Here is an 18,899-nt window from a genome sequence, read left to right on the forward strand (position 1 = left end):
GTTGCTAATTATATAGCCAGCGCTTTAGATGACCCTTGGCGCCCTGTACAGCGATAGCAGCAACAGAACCGCGTGCAGGTACTAATTCCAGCAAACTCCAATCTGAAGCACTGTTAATTTTTGCTCCTTCGTTAGGAGTTAGCGAAACTTCTATTTGTTGCAGTTGAGAAATTCCGGCGCCGGTAGCTTTAAGATATGCTTCTTTACAAGTCCAGTAACGGAAAAATACTTCTTGCTTTTGGTTAGGAGGAAGCGATTTCATCACCGCGAACTCCGAAGCTGAGAAAAATTGTTGAGCAAGTACTAAAACATCAGTTACTGGTCGAATATACTCTAAATCTATCCCAATTGGTCGGTTAAGAGATACTGCACACAGCGCCATCCCTTGACAATGAGACAAATTAAACCACACTTGACTATCTTTAAATGGTTCTGCTAGTACCGGCTTACCAAATGCTTCATAAGCAAACTGTATTTCTTGTGGTGTGACATTTAAATAACGGCTTAATATGGTTCGCAACATACCGCGACCAACTGTAAAACGTTGTCGGTGCTGTTGAAAGTACAAACGTTCAGCGCGCGCGAGTTCGTCTTCAGAAAGAAGCTTGCCAAATTGTTTTATTTTAGACTCTGGCTGGTCAAGCTCCATTCGCCAAACATGAATCTCGTCTTGCAACAAGGATAATTCAGCCGGAGCAGTTAGCCACTGAGAATTGCTATCTGTCACCAAGGTACGCAGTTTAGAATTTTGCATGTCTATTTTAGATTATTGATACTTGAGGGAATTGGCAATAGGGAACGGCAACCCAGAAACCATAGAAACCTGGTTTCTTCACCGATATATCCGAACCACAACAACAATTTTGCGTAGAAACCAGGTTTCTTTACGTCTGTTATGCTCTTTTTAACTGAAAATTTACGCAGTAATTGCGATACTCCCGACAAGGGGGACTATGAGATTTAATACGCAATTCCCTTTTTAATGGGAACTTTAGGAGATTACAACAATCTATATTACTAGCCGAGTATTTTTCAGACATCCTCAAAAAAATTAACGTAATAATATCTATCTAGAAAATTTAGTTCTACACAAAAAATGTCTCTGTAAATTTACACATACAGAAGCATATAAATGATAATTAGACTAACTTTAGCTAGCACTTAGGTCATGCAACACTAACTATTCCAATTGTGTAGCAACTCTCCTGTCAGTTGAGCTAAAAATAGTTATTGATGCTTCATACCGCTGTTAACTCTCTATTGTAATTACTTTTATGTGAAAGTAAATAGAAAAAGTTATGAAAATCTGAAATAAAAACATTTAATTGATTTACTAAAGGTAACATCCCTCCACAATTTCATAAACACTGTATGCTTTTAAAACATCTCATACTTTTATTTATAAGTAATAGGTAAATATCAGTAAAAGCATTAACAAGTGCATTGATAAAAGCATAATCAATAAATAGTTTCCTTGATATGTAAAGCGATGGGTTACTAGAGAGAAACAGGCGCCTTCACGAGCGAGTGTAGATAATCTGTATCAGATTGTGATGTACGCGCGCGAGTAAAATGCGGTATTTTAATGCATCATCAACAAAAAACAGGCATATAGTATGTTCGAGACACGGATGCATAAACATAAATCGCTATTTCTTGCCGCCGTTACATTACTGAGTCTGGTTAGCGGTACTTTTGTACTGAGTCCAGCACAAGCAGAAACAGTCATGGAAAGAGTTAAGCGCACAGGAGTATTAACAGCAGGTACTAGCAGAGACGCAATTCCCTTTGCTTATGTAGATAGCAAAGGACAGTCAGTAGGTTACTCGATAGACATGCTGGTAATGGTTAAGGAACAATTGGAGAAACAACTAGGCAGAAAAATTCAACTCAAACTAGTTAAACTTACTCCTGCACAGCGAATCCCCCAAATTCAAACTCGCAAAGTTGATATAGTGTGCGATGCCAGCAGCTTTACTTGGGAACGTGACAAGCAAGTTGATTTTTCCGTCAGTTATGCCGTCACAGGTACACAGTTACTAGTAAAAAAAGATAGCACACTCGGTACGCCTGAGTCATTGTTAGGTAAGCGGGTTGGAGTATTGCCGCAAACTACAAACGAACAGGTAATTCGTAAAGTGCAACCTAAAGCACAGCTTGTAAACTTCAAAAGTCGTGACGAAGCTTACACAGCACTGCAACAAGGAAAAATAGACGCTTTTGCATCGGATGGTATTCTCTCTGAAGGGTGGCTGCAATTGCAGAAGAATCATGATGCTTTTAAAATAGTACCCGACCGTCCTTTCTCGCGTGAAGGTATTGCGTGTATGGTACCAGAGAACAATTCAAGATTTCTGGACTCTGTGAACTTTGCGCTAATTAAATTTATGCAAGGAGTCATAAACGGTAATCCTCGTAACGTAGCAATATTTGACCGCTCATTCGGCGCCAAAGGTACCATTTTTCTAAACCAAGACTTACGTGATTTAGCAATAGAGACAATGCAGCTAGTTATTGAGTCACGTCAAGAAATTCCTAAAAACGACTTGTAATAAAATTATGTAGCACATCCGTCTCAGGTGTGCTACAGTCAAGCTCCCGGCAAAGGCTGCTAACCCACAGCATAATCTGTAAATTGCCGTTTAAAAGGAGAATGAAAACCAATCACAATATCCTGCTTAGGTACTCCCATAGAAACTAGTTCCGAGGCAATATCTATCTCTGTGCTATTCCACTGAATCCAAATTTTTTCATCCTTTATATCTATATGTATCGAGCAGCCATATACACGCTGCTTATTTTCCCAGCCAACATGAACAATTTGATAATGGTCACGTACTGTATCAAAAACTTGCTCTACTTCCACATCTCCGTAAGAAGGCTTATAACTACCTTGTGTTACCAGAAATTCTTGAACATATTCTCTATATCTCTCTAACTTATCCATCTCACAATCTCCTCAGTATCAGTATCATAAATTACTATCTTTAATTTATATTCTTGGATTTGAAGCTGTGTAAACGGAAGTGTAAAAAAATCATTATAAGTTATTGTATCAACAGCCAAATACAACTTACGCTCTGGGTCTTTTTCTCTAAGACCAGTGCGATAGTTAAGAAACTGTAGCTAGTAAACACTAGTAAAATAGTACCATAGTCAATACTGTTAGGCGGCTGCTTTCACGAATTAATCATCCGTTACATCCGTTAATAATCCGTTGCTAATTTTCTTCCGTGAGAAACAAATTTTTTACACATCATGTCACAGTTGAGAAGCAGAATCAATCTGTTAGTATCTCTGGACTGGTGTAATTAATTATGAAGCAAATTAAGGCATTATCAATATATATGGCTGTTTTCGGCGCCATAAATGTTATTAGCTACGACCAGCAAGTAACAGCATCGACTCTCAAAAACAACTATGAAAATAAAACTAATTACTCATCAAGAAATAATCAAATTTCATCCCCGCTATATCGTATTGTCCAAAATGGTAAATACGGTTTCATAAATAAAAATGGAAAGGTTGTCATCCCTCCACAGTATGATTTAGCTTGGGGTTTTATTGATGGGTTAGCACAAGTAAAAGTTGGCGAGCAATATGGTTATATAGATACGAAGGGTAAAAAAGTAATTTCGCCAAAATACCGTTTGTCATATGCTTTTGCAAACGGTGTAGCATTAGTTTTAATTAAAGATAAATACGGATTTATTAACTCTGAAGGAAGAGTCGTAATTCAACCGCAATATGACGGTGCCTTAGCTTTTAAAAATGGAATGGCAGCAGTACAAATTGACGATAAATGGGGATATATTGATTACACAGGTAAAACAGTAATTAAACCGCAGTTTGAAGCAGCTTTGCATTTTCACGAAGGACTAGCTGCTGTGCAAGTAGGTAATAAGTGGGGATATATAAATGTTGATGGTCAAATAGTCATTCAACCTGAGTTTGAAAGCACTTTGAGATTTACCGAAGGTCTAGCAGCAGTACAAGTAAACGATAAATACGGATATATTAACCAATCAGGTAAATATGTTATAGAACCTCTGTTCAACGATGCTTGGGAATTTACCGAAGGTTTAGCAGCAGTACAAGTGGGGCAAAAATGGGGTTTTGTCAATGCGAAGGGTGAAATGGTAGTTCCTGCACAATATGATAAAACCACAAATTTCTCGCAAGGGTTAGCAGCAGTGAAAGTCAACGATAAATATGGCTTTATTGACAAAAGCGGAAAAATGGTTATTGCACCGCAATTTGATTTAGCACTCGCATTCACAGATGAATTAGCTTTAGTGTACGCCCGTGGTGGCGCCGGTTACATTAATAAACAAGGTGAATTCATCTGGAACCCCACCAATTAGCACTTAGTAAAATTTTGCTCTTGTGGAGCGGGCATCCTTGCCCGCCCTTTAATTCGGAACGGGCAAGGATGCCCATTCCACAATTGCAGAGGATGCCCATTCCACAATTGCAGAGGATGCCCATTCCACAATTGCAGGTTATTGGAAAAACTTATGAACCAGCCTTAACTGGGTCAGCGATGTACTTAAATGTTGGCTCAGAGTTCCAAGGACCGCGTTCATCTTGGTTTACACCATTTTCCTGATTCCCAGAAGACAAATTATAGTAAATATCAACTGTGTTATCAGGTTGAATATTGCCAAACATCGGGTCGGTTAGCTTACCTAAAGAATCTAGTGCCTTCATAAACATCTGCGTATGAGAAATTTCTCGTGTCAACAAATGCACTAATGTTTTTTTACTACCTTCATCGGTAGATAGCTTAATCAACTCTTCATAAGTTTGACGGGCGCCAGCTTCAGCGGCAATGTTAGCTCGTAAATCACGTACTACATCACCACCTTCGTTAACGTAGCTTGCAGTCCAAGTATTACCTTGACTATCTAGCAAATGAGGTCCCACACCGCGCACCGCAAATAGAGTACTTTTATATGCTTCGGTTTGATCAACATTCTTGGTATGAGCTTCAATCATTCTGCCCACCATTTCTAAATGCCCAAACTCTTCTAATGCAATATCTTGCAGCATATCCCGAATCCCTGCATTTTCGCAGTGGAACGATTGTGTCCAATATTGCAAAGCTGCTGTTAATTCTCCAGTGGCACCACCAAATTGCTCTAAAAGTAGTTGAGCAAAACGAGGGTTTGGTTCATCAATCTTTACAGTATGAATCGGGTCTTTCTTATGAAAAAACATGCCTACATTCCTATGCGTGTACTGTCGTGAAGAAAAATCAGTTAAAATTGACTAAACTCACATTCAATTTCACTACAAATATGAAGCTTAATCCTCTGCCTGTAGTGATATTTATATATTAAATATATACATCAAAAGTATTAGCTAATTTATGCAATTAAACCCAACTTTGTGAGCATCTATCAATTTGAACTCATTGCATTCTTTCTAATTACACAAACCACTAGCTTCTTCTAACTGCGTCACTATCCTCTCTAGTTCATCAGTTAAAAAACCTGGTTGAGCTTCTTTATAAATATTTAATAAACTGCGGTAGTACCAAAGCGTTCCTTCTTTGCCACCTTTAAATTTACTCCAAACCGCTTCCCCTGTTTTATCCCAATCTGCTAGTATCGAACGTGCATTATGCAATTTATCTGCAAGCGATACTCGTCTTACCGAAGGTGAAGCATACCGTAAGTTATCAATATATTTTTGTTTACGTTCAAACCAAGGTGGCTTTGGTATTACTTCCGCATCAGTACATCCATCAACGATGTTTGCTACTTCATCACCAAAACGAAGACGAATTTCTTCACGAGTTTTGGCGCCTCCTTGGTCTTCAACTGCATCATGAAGCAAGGCGCCGATAGCTTCATTTTCATCACCCCCGTCTTCTATTACCAATGCTGCCACACTTAATAAATGACTGATATAAGGAATACCACTACCTTTACGTACTTGGGTAGCATGAAGTTGGGTTGCATATACTAATGCAGCTTCAAAACGGGATGTTAATTTGGGGTTTTTCGTCATACTTTTAAATGAAATACAAGATTCAAAGTAATTTTTAGTATAGCCAACGCCTGGAAAAGGCTATTTCCAGTTTTTGTTATATTTGTACATGTATTAATTATGCAATTGTAACAAGAAATGCGGTCGTAAGAAGTAGTGTTGAGATAGACTTTAACTTCATACAAAATTCTAGCTGTTGTTATATAGGAACAATTTCCTATTACTCAAATATATTTTATGAAAGTTTTAAATTGATTTAACGCCTAATTACGGTGGGGAGCAATAACCGTGAAATAACTTTCATGTAAGTAGGTGGGCAATAAATTGTAAAAAATAAGTCCCAAAAAGTAAGCATACTAAATTTTAGGAGATAAAATAATGCGTGTTTTTGTAACTGGTGGTTCTGGATTTGTTGGACGTAACCTAATTACAAATCTTGTTCAACAAGGTATTGAAGTTCGCGCACTCGTCAAATGGGAGTCAGAAATTCCTATTCTAAGAGATTGTGGCGCCACTCCCATAAGCGGGGATATCAATGACTTACAAGCACTGAAGTCTGGAATGTCTGGATGTGCAATAGTCTTTCACGCAGCTGCAAAGGTAGATGACTGGGGAGTTTTAGAAGATTTCCAGAAAGTCAATATTAATGGAACAGAGCAAACCATCGCAGCAGCAAGAGCAACAGGTGTACGGCGCCTTGTTTATGTCAGTAGCGACGCTGTTTTGATCGGAGGAAAACCAATCATCAATGCCTCGGAAACTCATCCTCTTCCTGCAAAACAATTAGGTTATTACGCACTTACTAAAGCAATTGCAGAGAAAAAGGTTGTTGAAGCAAATTCAAATGAACTGACAACAATGGTAGTTCGTCCCCGTTTTGTCTGGGGAAAAGGAGACACAACATTAATGGCACGCTTTGTCAAAGCTATGCGTAATCGTAGTTTTGCTTGGATATCTGGAGGTCGCTATCCTATTTCTACCTGCCACGTCAAAAACTTGTGTGAAGGACTTATTTGTGTAGCAGAGCGAGGAAAGGGAGGTGAAATTTACTTTATTACCGACGGCAAACCTGTAGAGTTCCGCAGCTTTATTACAGAGCTAGTCAGAACTCAAGGAGTTGAGCCAGGAAGACTTAGCGTACCGCATTGGTTAGTTTGGAAATTCGCATGGAGTTTAGAGACTGCTTGGAACTTGTTAAACCTCAAAGGTTCACCTCCAGTCACTCGAACAGCCTTATCTATGATAGGTTCTGAAGTTACCGTAGATGATACAAAAGCACGACGCGAACTTGGCTACACACCAGTTATCTCACGCCAACAAGGACTATTAGAAATGACACAACCTTAATTTTAAAGCCTAATTGAACAAAATTATCTTGTGGAACGGGCATCCCTGCCCGTCCCAAACACAATTGTATTAATATTTAACCAACCTTGTTAACCCGCAACTGTCCACAAGCAGCATCAGCTTCCAAACCGCGCGAATAACGAACACTCACAGCAATATGCTTATCTTTCAAAACTTTTACAAAATTATTAATACGCTCAGTTTTCGGACGTTGATAATCTACTTCACTAATTGGATTATAAGGTATTAAATTTACATGGCTTTGGAAACCGCGCAGGCGCCTTGATAATTCCAATGCATGTTCAGGTAAATCATTAACTTCTGCAAGTAATATATATTCAAACGTAGCTCGGCGCCCAGTTATTTCTACATACTCACGGCACTCAGCAAGTAAATCTTCAATTGGGTACGAATGGGCACTAGGAATTAATTGTGTACGTAGTGCTTGATTAGGAGCGTGTAAACTTACTGCTAAAGTAACTTGCAGATTGTTTTGGGCAAATTGGCGAATACGGTTACGAATACCAACTGTTGAGACTGTAAGGTTACGCTGTCCAATCCCAATATCTTTATTTATAGAATGAATGGCGCCTAAAACATTATCTATATTTAATAGTGGTTCACCCATCCCCATAAATACTATATTGCTAACGCGACGCTGAAAATCTTGTTGTACCGTTAAAACTTGGTCTATAATTTCCGCACGTGTGAGGTTACGCTTAAACCCACCTTTACCTGTAGCACAGAAGTCACACGCCATAGGACAACCGACTTGAGTCGATACGCACACCGTGAGACGATTATCAGAAGGGATACCAACGGTTTCAACTATTTGCCCATCATCAAGTCGCAGTAAATATTTGATTGTGCCATCCGAAGCAACCGAACGGTAATGTTCCGTCGAACGTCCAATGGGAATACTAGCTAGTTCCGCACGCCATTGTTTAGGAAACGCTGAAATATCAGCTAGCGTTCGCACACCTTTATTATAAATCCAGTCATGCAACTGCTTACCACGAAATGCAGGTTGCCCCTGTTGAACCACCCAATTCGTCAACTCGTCCACATTGGCGCCGAGTAATGGTGGAATAGATATAGTAGTTCGTGGTTCTTGAGTAGAAGCGTTTACAACAGGTAAAGCAGGAGAGACAGACATAACAAATCACTATTTAACATCGGCATATTCTATCCTAGAACTTTTTGCACCGAATCAACCTCCCTAGCTTGACGGCTTTGGCATAAAGGAATTTTGATGATAAATTCTGCTCCCTGTCCAGGTTTTGAAATACAATTAAGTTGACCATGATGTTTATCGACGACGATTTGATAACAAATAGATAATCCTAAACCAGTTCCTTGACCTACTGGTTTAGTCGTAAAAAATGGGTCAAATACTTTATCTTGTAATTTCTCATCGATTCCAATTCCATTATCTTTAATACTTACGCAAACTAAATTGCAATCTAAACAAGTCTTAATAATAATTTTTGCTAAATCTAAAGTTCTATTATTTTGTAAGATGTCAATCGCATTAGTAAGGATATTGAGAAAAACCTGATTTAGCTCAGAAGCATAGCATTCAACTAATGGTAAATTACCATAATCTTTAATTATCTCTATACGAGAAAAATTAAATTTTTTTTCAAATTTATGTGATAAAATTAATAATGTGCTATCTATGCCTTCATGAATATCAACAGTTTTCATCTCAGCTTCATCAAGACGTGAGAAAGTTCTTAGTGATAAAACAATATCGCGTATTCTAATGGCTCCTAATTTCATTGAAGACAAAATTTTGAATAAATCCTGAATTATATATTCTAAATCTAATTCTTCTGTAAATTCTTCAATTTCTGGATGCGAAGGAAAATACTTTTGATATAAAGAAAGTAAATTCAGTAGAGATTGGGTATACTCTTCGATATAATTGACATTACCTTGAATAAAATTAACTGGATTATTAATTTCATGGGCAATCCCAGCTACTAGTTGACCTAGACTTGACATTTTCTCGGTTTGAATTAGCTGTGATTGAGTTCGTTGTAATTCTAATAAACACTGTTCTAATTTTTGTGCTTGTGCTTCAGCAGTCTGCGCTAATACTTCTTGAATTGTAAGTGCTTGTTGTAATTGCTCTTGTTTTTGGGTTAATTCAATAGTCAGCTTTTTCGTATCTTCTAAAGCTGTATTTTGACCTTGTAGTAAAAATAAAAAATCAATAATTGGGTCATGAATTGCAAAATCCTTTAGCTTTAGACCAAATTTAGCAAGTGCATTTGTTTCTGTAACCCAAACCGAACATAGAAAAAAAATGACACTCTGTTCTTGGTCAGGAATCATTTGCCCTTTTAGCTGTATTCCATTATGTAACGATTCTAGTAAAAATAATGAACGTGACTGTTTGCTAATTGTAGCAAAATCAGGCGCCCCCTTTATAGCAGGACGTATAATTTTGAAATGTTGGGAAAGATTGCACCCAATTAAATTCTCTGGGTGAATACGCAGCAATACCTCTCCAACCTGCAAAATTTTACATTCACAATCAAAAATAATATGAAAGGGAAAGCTGCGCGCAAACAATTCTGGCGCCAAGCTAAAGGTAGGAACAATCATGTTTTTAATAGTACTAGTTAGGCTTGTACTCAATTACAAAAGTGTCATGTTCCGAACCTTGTTCACGACTAGTAGTCTGAGTAACCTTAACCTCAGTATCAAATTTTTGCCCCAAACCCTTAACTAGTCCCGTAACCATCGGCGCCAAACCTTCGCGGCTAGAATGATAATGCAATTCAAGTTGATTTTCCTCTACTTCGTGACACTCAAACGAAGGAGGTACAAGTTTAGGAAAATTTATCCCAACACGCGCGTGCAGTTCATCTAAGTTTTCTAAAAATTCAGGTAGGGTGTCCCCACCCATATCCATCATCTCACCATAACCTTCTTTACCCGTATAACTTACCCAGAACTCACCAAAAGCTTCCATCACAGACGCAGTAGATATACCTAACACTTGACTAGCTGCAACAACTAAGCGATGTGTTAAATCATCAGGATAAGCTTCCATACTTAAAAAAGTATCTGTTGGAATTTCTGCTTTTTGCTTTATTTGGCGCCAAGTTTCTTCACCAAAACGGCTAAACACCAATTCTTGAATAGCTTTATTAACCAATCCGTACATAATAAATCCTAAAGTTTTATATCCCTTCCACTTCAGGATTCCCAATTTCGTACTAAAACAAACATGTAGAGACGTTACATGTAACGTCTCTACAACAACACAACGAAAATGATATTATTAACCGAATGTCGAGCCATTCCAGCCCCACATATAGCCCTTCGCATCAGCAAACTCTATATATATACGGTTTTTCGGCACACCTAAAGCTTGGTTAATTTCCTGACAAAAATCTTGACTCATTGCCTGTGTTTGCTCAGATTTCATGGCGCCAACACTCTTAACCTCTATATAACAAGCAGGCTCAGTATTTCCCGCAAACGTCATCGGTACATCAGACTCAAAAGCAGTCATCACATAAGATTCAGGTTTCCCCGTATGCTTCGCCAACTTTGCCGATAAACCTTTGAGCATTATTTCAACTTCAGATTTTTCAGGCGCCGGAATTGATGTTTGAATTTTAATTAGAGGCATAATTGATTTTATGTCGTATATGAATAGATTTTATGTGCGAAACAAGCGATTATATTCAGCATCATAAAGACGAGAACGCGCATTAACCGAACCAAGCGCAGCACTAATAATATATAAAGTCGTGCGAATCAAATTCTCCTCGCGCGTACAACTAGCCATCTGCTCCAAAGGAACAACCCTTATTTTCTCATCATCCCATCCCAACCGATAGCAAATACCCACAGGCGTATCTGCTGGATAATATTTAAGCAACTTAACCTGAGCATCTTCAACATGACGCGCACTCAAATATAAACACAAAGAAGCTTGATGCGCTGCCAACGAACATAACTCCTCAGATGATGGTACCTCTGTACGCCCACTAACGCGCGTCAAAATAATAGTCTGAACCAAACCAGGTACAGTTAACTCAGCTTTCAACTTTGCCGCAGCAGCTTGAAAAGCACTAATACCCGGTACAATTTCAAAATTAATATGAGCTTCAGCTAAAAGCTGCATTTGTTCGTGAATAGCACTGTACAAACTGGGGTCTCCAGAGTGCGCGCGTACTACTAACTTTTGCGAATTTACCCTATCAACCATCACTTCGATAATCTCTTCCAAACTTTGACGCGCGGTAGGAATAATTTCTGCATCCTCTCGACAAAATTGCAGGATAGAAAGAGGAACTAAAGAGTCTGCAAATAAAACAACATCAGCGTGTTCCAAGAGATTTTTCGCTCTAATCGTTAACAGTTCCGGGTCTCCTGGTCCGGCGCCAATAATATATACAGTATTCTTTTGGTATTTATTATTATTTTTATTACATATATCTAGCGTAGATTCGCGCATATTTTCCCAAAAATAGAAGTTTTAGAAAAAAAAAATTGAGAAATTCTCAGTACCTTTCCGGATGATGACCCTATATATAGTAGAAGTGATTGGTAGATGCACCCTGGTTAAGCCCTAGAGAAAAAAAACTCTGGGGCATTTTTTATTTTTAGGGGACTGCCCCAACCGCTCTTACTCCCTGTTTTCTATTACCTCATCAACATTCGAGACAACATCGGGTAAAGGACGATTTTTAATATAAAGCCACCATAATCCCGCTAACCCCATAGCAATTCCTATCAAGCTAATAACTTGCGCCATTCGTAATGGACCCAGCATTAAACTATCAGTTCGCAGTCCTTCTATCCACAAGCGACCCAGGCTATACGCTGGCAAATACGTTAGAAACAACGTACCAACTTTCAATCTAGGTTTACCCTGCAAACCCCTAAAGAATAAAGTTAGTAGCAAAGCGAATACCCCTAGGTTCCATAATGACTCATAAAGAAACGTAGGGTGAAAAAATTCAACATTAGTAAATCCTACAGGGCGCCTTTCGGGTGGAATATACAGTTTCCAAGGTAAATTAGTAGGACTACCAAAAGCTTCAGAGTTAAAGAAGTTTCCCCAACGTCCTATTGCCTGTCCTAAAATAAGCGATGGCGCCACTAAATCAGCCATTTGCCAGAACGAGACTTGTTTAAGCTTACAGAAAATAAGTGCAGCAACCGTTCCACCTAAAATTGCCCCGTGAATAGCAATACCACCTTGCCATATAGCTAAAATACGCTCAGGATGTCTAGCATATTCTGACCACTCAAATATCACATAGTATAAACGTGCAGCTGGAATGGCGCCAACCACTAGCCAAATCGATAAATCACTGAGTAAGTCGGGGTTTACCTTGCGACGCTTCGCTAAATATTGCGACAGCGTAACACCAATAAGCACCGCAGAAGCAATTAGCAAACCATACCAACGAATCGTAATTGGAAATGGTCCAATTTGAAATTTAAACCAAATTGGACCTGGGGAAGTGAATAGAAACGCCAAAGGCAAAATCGGAAAATCTAATAGCATAATCAATAGTTATGAGTAGTAGGGGCGGGTTTACGAAATTTTTTATTATTAACCAGAATATAAGTAAACCCTCCCGTACAGGGGTTAAAAGTCGTAGAGACGCAATTAATTGCGTCTGTACAGGTTAGATTGTAGTTCGTAGTTCGTAGGTTGAGTGAAGTGAAGCGCAACCCAACATATACATTAGTTTAAGTATAATTAATTATTGTCAGGTTACAAAATATATTAAACTATGTTGATACGTAATTTAATAGAATCCCACTATGCCAATCAAACTCGGTTCTTTGAACTGTCCGAAGGCTTTCAACACTTAGTATCAGGTGTAGCAGATATTAAATTTTATGATGAATTTATTGCCAACCTTTGTAAAACGCACCTTAAGAGTCCTCAAATACTAGCATTTCTTTACGCAGCGGCGCCTCCGACTGTTGCAAGTACCATTCAACATAATATGCTAGAAGAGCTGGGACTTGACGCTGAAGGAATTTGCCATCCTGATTTATTGAGAAAGTTAGCGAGTGCAGTAGGACTAGATAATGCCAAGCAAGCACAAATAGAAGCTTCATCACAAGCAGAATTACATCGAATGTGTTCCGAGCCAATGCTGTATGGGACACTAAAAGAACTGGCACTATCGGTATCGTTAGAAGTAACTTGTTTTGAATGGATGCTGTCCCGTCTTTCAGGAAAAATGGGAATGGCTCTGCAACAGTACCGAAAACTTGATAAAGAAAGCTTAGAATGGTTTTTTCATCATTCGGAAGTTGATATACGTCATGCTGAAGAAGGTTTAGATTCCGTGGTTAATTACGTTGAATATTACGGTTTTGAAATTGATGACTTAGAAACTATCTTAGATATAACGTTTCGTGAGAATATATTTATCAAGCGATACTTTGGAGAAATTGCACTAGCAAAAGAAACGGAGATGTTAACATGAAAATTATCGAAGTAACTATAACTCCGCTCAAAATCCCTTTTACAGAATCTTTTTCTCACAGCACTAAATCTAGGACTTATTCAGATTCCATCGTTGTGAAATTGAAAGCGGCAGATGGTACAATTGGTTATGGTGAAGCTGTAGCGCGTCCCTATGTTACAGGAGAAACTGTAGAATCTTGTTTACAGTTTATGGCTTCGGCAATTTGGGAACATATCAAACACATTGATTATCCAGAGCCAGAACCAGATATATCTTGGTTATATAAAATCAGCGAGACAATTCCCACGGCAAAAAGTCAAGGTGTTATTGCGTTTAATGCTGCTAAAGCTGGTTTTGAATTGGCTTTACTCGATTGTTTGCTAAAAAGTCAAAACCTATCCCTATCTACCATTTTACCACCTAAGCGTAATACTGTTATTTATAGCGGCGCCATCACATCAAGTTCAATAGAAAAAGCCGTTAAAAATGCTAAATCGTTTAAATTATTTGGTTTAAAACACATCAAAGTCAAAGTGACTGGAGAAGAGGACTTTTCGCGTCTCTATGCAATTCGTCAAGCAGTCGGACAAGAAACCTCACTACGAATCGACGGTAATGGTACATATGATTTTGATGGCGCCGTTAGAGTATGTGAGGAATTAGCCCAGTTAAATATTGATTCTGCTGAACAATTAATCGAACGTAGTACACCACAAACTTGGGCAAAATTGAGAGAAATGGCGCCTATCCCCCAAATGGTAGACGAATCACTAGTAACAATTGAAGATGCTGAGGCTTTAATTGCAGCTTCTTCCTGTGACTTTTTTAACTTAAGAATTTCTAAATGTGGTGGTATTGCCCAAACAATAAGAATTGCACAATTAGCCCAAACCGCAGGAATAAAAATCCAACTCGGATGCCAAGTAGGAGAAACTGCGATACTTTCAGCAGCAGGTAGGCATTTAGCTGCATGGCTAGATGATGTAACTTTCGTTGAGGGTTCTTACGGTGACTTGCTACTGTGCGAAGATATTAGTCGTGAAAGCATTCGTTTTGGTAATGGTGGTAAAGGTGGGTTATTGCGTAAACCTGGACTAGGAATTGAAGTTAAAGATGAAATACTAGAAAAGTATACCTGGCAACGGATACAACGGATGTAACGGATGCGTTATTGGTGACAATCAAACTACAAATAAACTACAATTAAGCTACAAACAAAAATCAGTTAGATAAAATAAACTATCCGTTACATCCGCTCATTATCCGTTGCCAATGATACTCAGCACATTTGTTCGTTTTGGTAGGCGCCTTGCAAAACAGCTTGATGTCGCAGCATTGAATCCAGAAGCAGCACAATTATCACTTCTGCATTCAATTTTGGCGCCTAATGCTGACACTGTTTTTGGTAGAGAACATACGTTTTCTCAAATCAAAACAACTCGTGACTACTATAAATTCGTTCCAATTAGAGATTATGAAGGATTTCGTCCCTATGTTGACCTTATTGTTGCAGGGAAACCAGGTATCCTGACAAGTGAACCATGTACAATGTTGACTTTAACGAGTGGTACAACTGGTAAACCCAAGTATATACCCGTTACAGAAACATCTGAAAGACTGGGTTCTGAGTTGATGAGACAATGGCTTTACCGAAGTTTGGTAAACCATCCTCAGTTTCTGTCACGTGCAATAGTAGGGGTAGTAAGTCCAGCAGTTGAAGGATATACAGATTCAGGAATGAGCTATGGTAGTATTTCGGGGAGAATTTATCAGCGAATACCTTATATTATCAAACGTTCGTATGCTGTACCTTATGAAACCTTTGAACTAAAAGACTATGACGAAAGATATTTTGCTATTGCGTGTTTTACTTTTAGGCGCCAAGTTTCTTATCTTTCCACACCCAACCCTACAACCTTAATACGTATAGCACAAATCGCGAATACATATAAAGAAGATATTATTCGCGCTATTCATAACGGTACTTTCGGTAATAAATCTATTAAACCTCAACCCAAGAGAGCAAAAGAACTAGAAAAAATAACCGATAGAACAAATGCTTTACTACCTAAAGATTGCTGGCGCCATCTCCAGTTAATTGGTTGTTGGACTGGTGGAACAGTTGGTATTCAAGCACAAAAGCTAGAAAATTATTATGGCGCCGTTCCGATTCGCGACATTGGGTATTTAGCAAGTGAAGCTAGAATAACACTACCTTATCAAGATAATACATCTAGCGGAATATTAGCGCTAACTACTAACTATTATGAATTTATTCCAGAAGAGGAATTAGACTCAGACAATCCAACAATATTATTAAGCCATGAAATAGAATTAGGCAAACGCTACGGTATTTTATTAACTACAACTGCTGGACTTTACCGCTATCAAATTCATGACATTGTAGAAGTTACAGGGTTTTATCAAAAGGCGCCGTTACTAGCATTCATTCGTAAAAGTCAGGATATGACTAATATGACAGGCGAAAAAATGCACGTCAATCATATCTTGATGGCAATGGAAACAATAAGACAAAAATATAACTTACCAATAGTAACATATAGATTTACACCTGATATTGAAAATCAGCGTTACAAAATTTATTTAGAACTAGATTTAGAATTAACACAAGCCATACAAGAAAATCTCTTACAGCAAATAATTACAGCAATAGACTTGCAACTGTGTAATGTCAACTGCGAATACAAACAAAAGCGACAATCAAAACGATTACATTTGCCATGTTTATATATAATGCCTCCCGGTTGGTCAGAAGCAGAAACAAGAAAAGAAATAGCAAGTAATAAACGAAACGTCCAATATAAATGGAAAATACTTTGCCATGAAAATAATAAAAATTTATGAAAAATTACCCTTTTACCTTATGGCTTCTTAGCTTACTATTTTTCCTTCGAGTCCTTGGTCAAATTTTAGTAGCATATTTCAACGTTTCATTTCTACCACCAATGCCTCATTGGTACTCAGGATTGCTACCCTATCCAATTCTACTACCAACACAGATACTAATTATAATATTACAAATAAAAATCAATACAGATATCTCTAGAAATAAAGGCTTTTTCGCAAAACCAAGACGTAAATTCGGCAAGTTGCTTCAATGGTTCAGCTACCCATATGCTGTTATCATGGCTATACGATATGTAATAACTATGTACTTATATCCAGAACGTCGTTGGTTTGGAGAAGGAACTATTCCGATTATTTTTCATTTTGTGCTAGCTGGATATTTATTTACTTGGGGAAAATTTTCTGCAAGATGGCAAGAAAAAGAATAAAAAAAATACTTATAGTTACTTTCGCTTTGCTCGCATTGCTGACTACAATTATCATCGCAGCATTTCCAATACTGGCGCCTTTTTTCTTAGCTTCACAATTAGGATTTGGTTCTGCTCAATATAGAGTTTGGGTAGAGTATAGTGTTCCTCTTACTGCTTCTGATGGTGTGAAGCTAGTAGCAAATATTTCCCATCCACAACAACTTGAAAAAACTCCGACTATTTTAGTACGAATACCTTATTCTAAAAATTTTACAAATACTACGTTTGCCAATGTCGTTGGACGCATGTGGGCAGCGCGCGGTTATACTGCTGTAATTCAAGGAACAAGAGGACGCTACGAATCTGGAGGGGAATATTTTCCATTTAAAAGCGAAAAGACAGATGGAATAGAAACTTTAGCTTGGTTAGAAAAACAGCCTTGGTATAACGGCAAAATTGGCATGTGGGGTGGTTCGTACTTTGGATATACACAATGGGTTTTAGCGGATAAAGTAAATCCTGGTTTATCAGCGTTAATTTTGCAAATTTGTAGCACAGATTTTCATCGTATGTTTTATCCTGGAGGCGCCTTTTCTCTAGAAAGCGCTTTATATTGGGCAGTTACCAGCTATGGCAAACAAGATAATCCTGCATCTGAGGAAGTTTTAAAACCAGGATATAAAGGTTTTCCCCTAATTAAAGCAGATGACCGAGCAGTCCAAGATATTCCATTTTTTAACGACTGGGCAAGTCATCCAGAAAAAGATGAGTATTGGAAAACGATAGATGGTGAAAATAGAACTAACACTTTACAGGCGCCTGCGTTATTAATGGCAGGATGGTACGACCCATTCTTACCCACCCAAATTACAGACTTTCTCAAAATTAAAAGCGAAGCTAAACCTCTTGTTGCTAAAAACACTCGTTTAATTATTGGTCCTTGGGCACACGCGCGCACCGTTACTTTTCCCAATGGTTACACACCTCGCAACTACCGTCTCGAAAGTTTGGCGCCAACTATTCCCTGGTTCGATGAGCATCTACTCGATAATCCTAAATTAGAAGCTCCGGTACAAATTTATGTAATGGGTAAAAATATATGGCGCCAAGAGCAAGAATTTCCTTTAGCCCGCACTATTTATACAAAACATTATTTACACAGTAATGGTAAAGCCAATACTCTTAGCGGTGATGGGATATTAAATCTAACACCACAATACACAGAAATACCAGATACTTACATATATAATCCATTGAACCCAGTACCAAGCGCAGGGGGTACAATGCTTGGCCCACGCGCTGGAATTGAAAGGCAAAACGATATAGAAAATCGAAATGACGTTTTAAATTACACAACAGCACCTTTACAAGAAGATATTGAAGTTACTGGGGCAATACGTCTAATTTTATACGTGTCAACAACGGCGCCCTCGACGGACTTTACAGCAAAACTCGTTGATGTTTATCCCGATGGTTCCGCTTACAACGTTTCTGAAGGAATAATCCGCAGACAATACACTTCAAAGCAACCAACTCAAATAGAAATTGAACTATGGGCAACAAGTCAGGTTTTCTTCAAAGGACATAAAATCAGGCTAGAAGTATCTAGTAGTAATTATCCGCGATTTGACCGCAATCCAAATACTGGGCACCCAATTGCCACGGAAATTAACCCAGTTACCGCAAAACAAGTTATTTACCATGACCAGAAGGCGCCTTCATATCTTGTACTACCAATTATTCCTAACTATACGTAATTAACGAGAAATCCAATGCTTGACGCAGAAATCTCAAGCTATACGAAGAGTGATTAAATTTA

18 protein-coding genes and 1 pseudogene are annotated in these 18,899 nt (G+C 38.3%); 8 read left to right on the forward strand and 11 right to left on the reverse strand.

Annotated elements, in window-relative coordinates; genetic code table 11:
- Window positions 1-4: 4 nt before the first annotated feature.
- A complete protein-coding gene (gene hetI / locus DSM106972_RS11510) occupies window positions 5-754 on the reverse strand; it encodes a 4'-phosphopantetheinyl transferase HetI (protein WP_127080845.1) in 750 nt (249 codons plus the stop codon).
- Window positions 755-1,631: 877 nt separating this feature from the next.
- Here hetI and DSM106972_RS11515 point away from each other — a divergent pair.
- Window positions 1,632-2,552 carry an amino acid ABC transporter substrate-binding protein gene (locus DSM106972_RS11515; protein ID WP_170213570.1) on the forward strand — a complete coding sequence of 307 codons (921 nt, stop codon included), beginning with the start codon at window positions 1,632-1,634 and terminating at the stop codon, window positions 2,550-2,552.
- Between the two features lie 59 nt (window positions 2,553-2,611).
- Here DSM106972_RS11515 and DSM106972_RS11520 read toward each other — a convergent pair whose 3' ends face one another.
- A complete protein-coding gene (locus DSM106972_RS11520; protein WP_127080847.1) occupies window positions 2,612-2,947 on the reverse strand; it encodes a XisI protein in 336 nt (111 codons plus the stop codon).
- Window positions 2,935-3,111: pseudogene (locus DSM106972_RS11525) on the reverse strand (element excision factor XisH family protein); the annotation flags it as partial. The gene DSM106972_RS11520 and the pseudogene DSM106972_RS11525, both read right to left, overlap by 13 nt.
- 206 nt (window positions 3,112-3,317) lie before the next feature.
- Here DSM106972_RS11525 and DSM106972_RS11530 point away from each other — a divergent pair.
- Window positions 3,318-4,364, forward strand: coding sequence for a WG repeat-containing protein (locus DSM106972_RS11530; RefSeq protein ID WP_127080848.1), 1,047 nt, complete (start codon window positions 3,318-3,320; stop codon window positions 4,362-4,364).
- Between the two features lie 151 nt (window positions 4,365-4,515).
- On the opposite strand, the gene DSM106972_RS11535 is transcribed toward DSM106972_RS11530, so the two are convergent.
- Together DSM106972_RS11535 and DSM106972_RS11540 are read right to left on the reverse strand one after the other, a co-directional pair.
- A complete protein-coding gene (locus DSM106972_RS11535) occupies window positions 4,516-5,220 on the reverse strand; it encodes a manganese catalase family protein (protein ID WP_127080849.1) in 705 nt (234 codons plus the stop codon).
- A 207-nt stretch (window positions 5,221-5,427) separates the two neighbouring features.
- The gene (locus tag DSM106972_RS11540) at window positions 5,428-6,015 is read right to left on the reverse strand and encodes an HD domain-containing protein (protein ID WP_127080850.1); all 588 of its coding nucleotides are present in this window, start codon (window positions 6,013-6,015) and stop codon (window positions 5,428-5,430) included.
- Window positions 6,016-6,372: 357 nt separating this feature from the next.
- Between DSM106972_RS11540 and DSM106972_RS11545 the strand changes: the two genes are divergently transcribed.
- The gene (locus tag DSM106972_RS11545) at window positions 6,373-7,341 is read left to right on the forward strand and encodes an NAD-dependent epimerase/dehydratase family protein (RefSeq protein WP_127080851.1); all 969 of its coding nucleotides are present in this window, start codon (window positions 6,373-6,375) and stop codon (window positions 7,339-7,341) included.
- Window positions 7,342-7,417: 76 nt separating this feature from the next.
- Here the strand turns inward: DSM106972_RS11545 and rlmN are convergent, their stop codons facing one another.
- The 6 genes from rlmN to lgt form a co-directional block, all read right to left on the reverse strand.
- Window positions 7,418-8,497, reverse strand: a complete 1,080-nt coding sequence (gene rlmN / locus DSM106972_RS11550) for a dual-specificity RNA methyltransferase RlmN (RefSeq protein ID WP_127080852.1) — start codon at window positions 8,495-8,497, stop codon at window positions 7,418-7,420.
- 29 nt (window positions 8,498-8,526) lie between these two features.
- Window positions 8,527-9,954: an ATP-binding protein gene (locus DSM106972_RS11555; protein ID WP_127080853.1), complete on the reverse strand. Its 1,428-nt coding sequence runs from the start codon at window positions 9,952-9,954 to the stop codon at window positions 8,527-8,529.
- Between the two features lie 13 nt (window positions 9,955-9,967).
- Window positions 9,968-10,519: a heme NO-binding domain-containing protein gene (locus DSM106972_RS11560; RefSeq protein ID WP_127080854.1), complete on the reverse strand. Its 552-nt coding sequence runs from the start codon at window positions 10,517-10,519 to the stop codon at window positions 9,968-9,970.
- Window positions 10,520-10,636: 117 nt separating this feature from the next.
- Window positions 10,637-10,990, reverse strand: a complete 354-nt coding sequence (locus DSM106972_RS11565; protein ID WP_127080855.1) for a phenylpyruvate tautomerase MIF-related protein — start codon at window positions 10,988-10,990, stop codon at window positions 10,637-10,639.
- 30 nt (window positions 10,991-11,020) lie between these two features.
- Window positions 11,021-11,821 carry a precorrin-4 C(11)-methyltransferase gene (gene cobM, locus DSM106972_RS11570; protein WP_127080856.1) on the reverse strand — a complete coding sequence of 267 codons (801 nt, stop codon included), beginning with the start codon at window positions 11,819-11,821 and terminating at the stop codon, window positions 11,021-11,023.
- Window positions 11,822-11,992: 171 nt separating this feature from the next.
- Window positions 11,993-12,880: a prolipoprotein diacylglyceryl transferase gene (gene lgt / locus DSM106972_RS11575; protein ID WP_127080857.1), complete on the reverse strand. Its 888-nt coding sequence runs from the start codon at window positions 12,878-12,880 to the stop codon at window positions 11,993-11,995.
- Window positions 12,881-13,112: 232 nt separating this feature from the next.
- Here lgt and DSM106972_RS11580 point away from each other — a divergent pair, with 232 nt between their 5' ends.
- From DSM106972_RS11580 to DSM106972_RS11600, 5 genes are all read left to right on the forward strand, one after another.
- Complete coding sequence (locus tag DSM106972_RS11580) at window positions 13,113-13,820, forward strand: iron-containing redox enzyme family protein (RefSeq protein ID WP_127080858.1); 708 nt, start codon at window positions 13,113-13,115, stop codon at window positions 13,818-13,820.
- Window positions 13,817-14,962: a mandelate racemase/muconate lactonizing enzyme family protein gene (locus DSM106972_RS11585; RefSeq protein WP_127080859.1), complete on the forward strand. Its 1,146-nt coding sequence runs from the start codon at window positions 13,817-13,819 to the stop codon at window positions 14,960-14,962. Before DSM106972_RS11580 ends, DSM106972_RS11585 begins: the two co-directional genes overlap by 4 nt.
- A 112-nt stretch (window positions 14,963-15,074) precedes the next feature.
- Window positions 15,075-16,667: a GH3 auxin-responsive promoter family protein gene (locus tag DSM106972_RS11590; protein ID WP_127080860.1), complete on the forward strand. Its 1,593-nt coding sequence runs from the start codon at window positions 15,075-15,077 to the stop codon at window positions 16,665-16,667.
- A complete protein-coding gene (locus DSM106972_RS11595; protein ID WP_127080861.1) occupies window positions 16,664-17,098 on the forward strand; it encodes a hypothetical protein in 435 nt (144 codons plus the stop codon). Before DSM106972_RS11590 ends, DSM106972_RS11595 begins: the two co-directional genes overlap by 4 nt.
- A complete protein-coding gene (locus DSM106972_RS11600) occupies window positions 17,080-18,837 on the forward strand; it encodes a CocE/NonD family hydrolase (RefSeq protein WP_127080862.1) in 1,758 nt (585 codons plus the stop codon). The genes DSM106972_RS11595 and DSM106972_RS11600 overlap by 19 nt, the downstream gene beginning before the upstream one ends.
- The last annotated feature ends 62 nt before the right edge of the window (window positions 18,838-18,899 follow it).

It is taken from the genome of Dulcicalothrix desertica PCC 7102, from assembly GCF_003991905.1.
GTDB classification, from domain to species: Bacteria; Cyanobacteriota; Cyanobacteriia; order Cyanobacteriales; family Nostocaceae; genus Dulcicalothrix; species Dulcicalothrix desertica.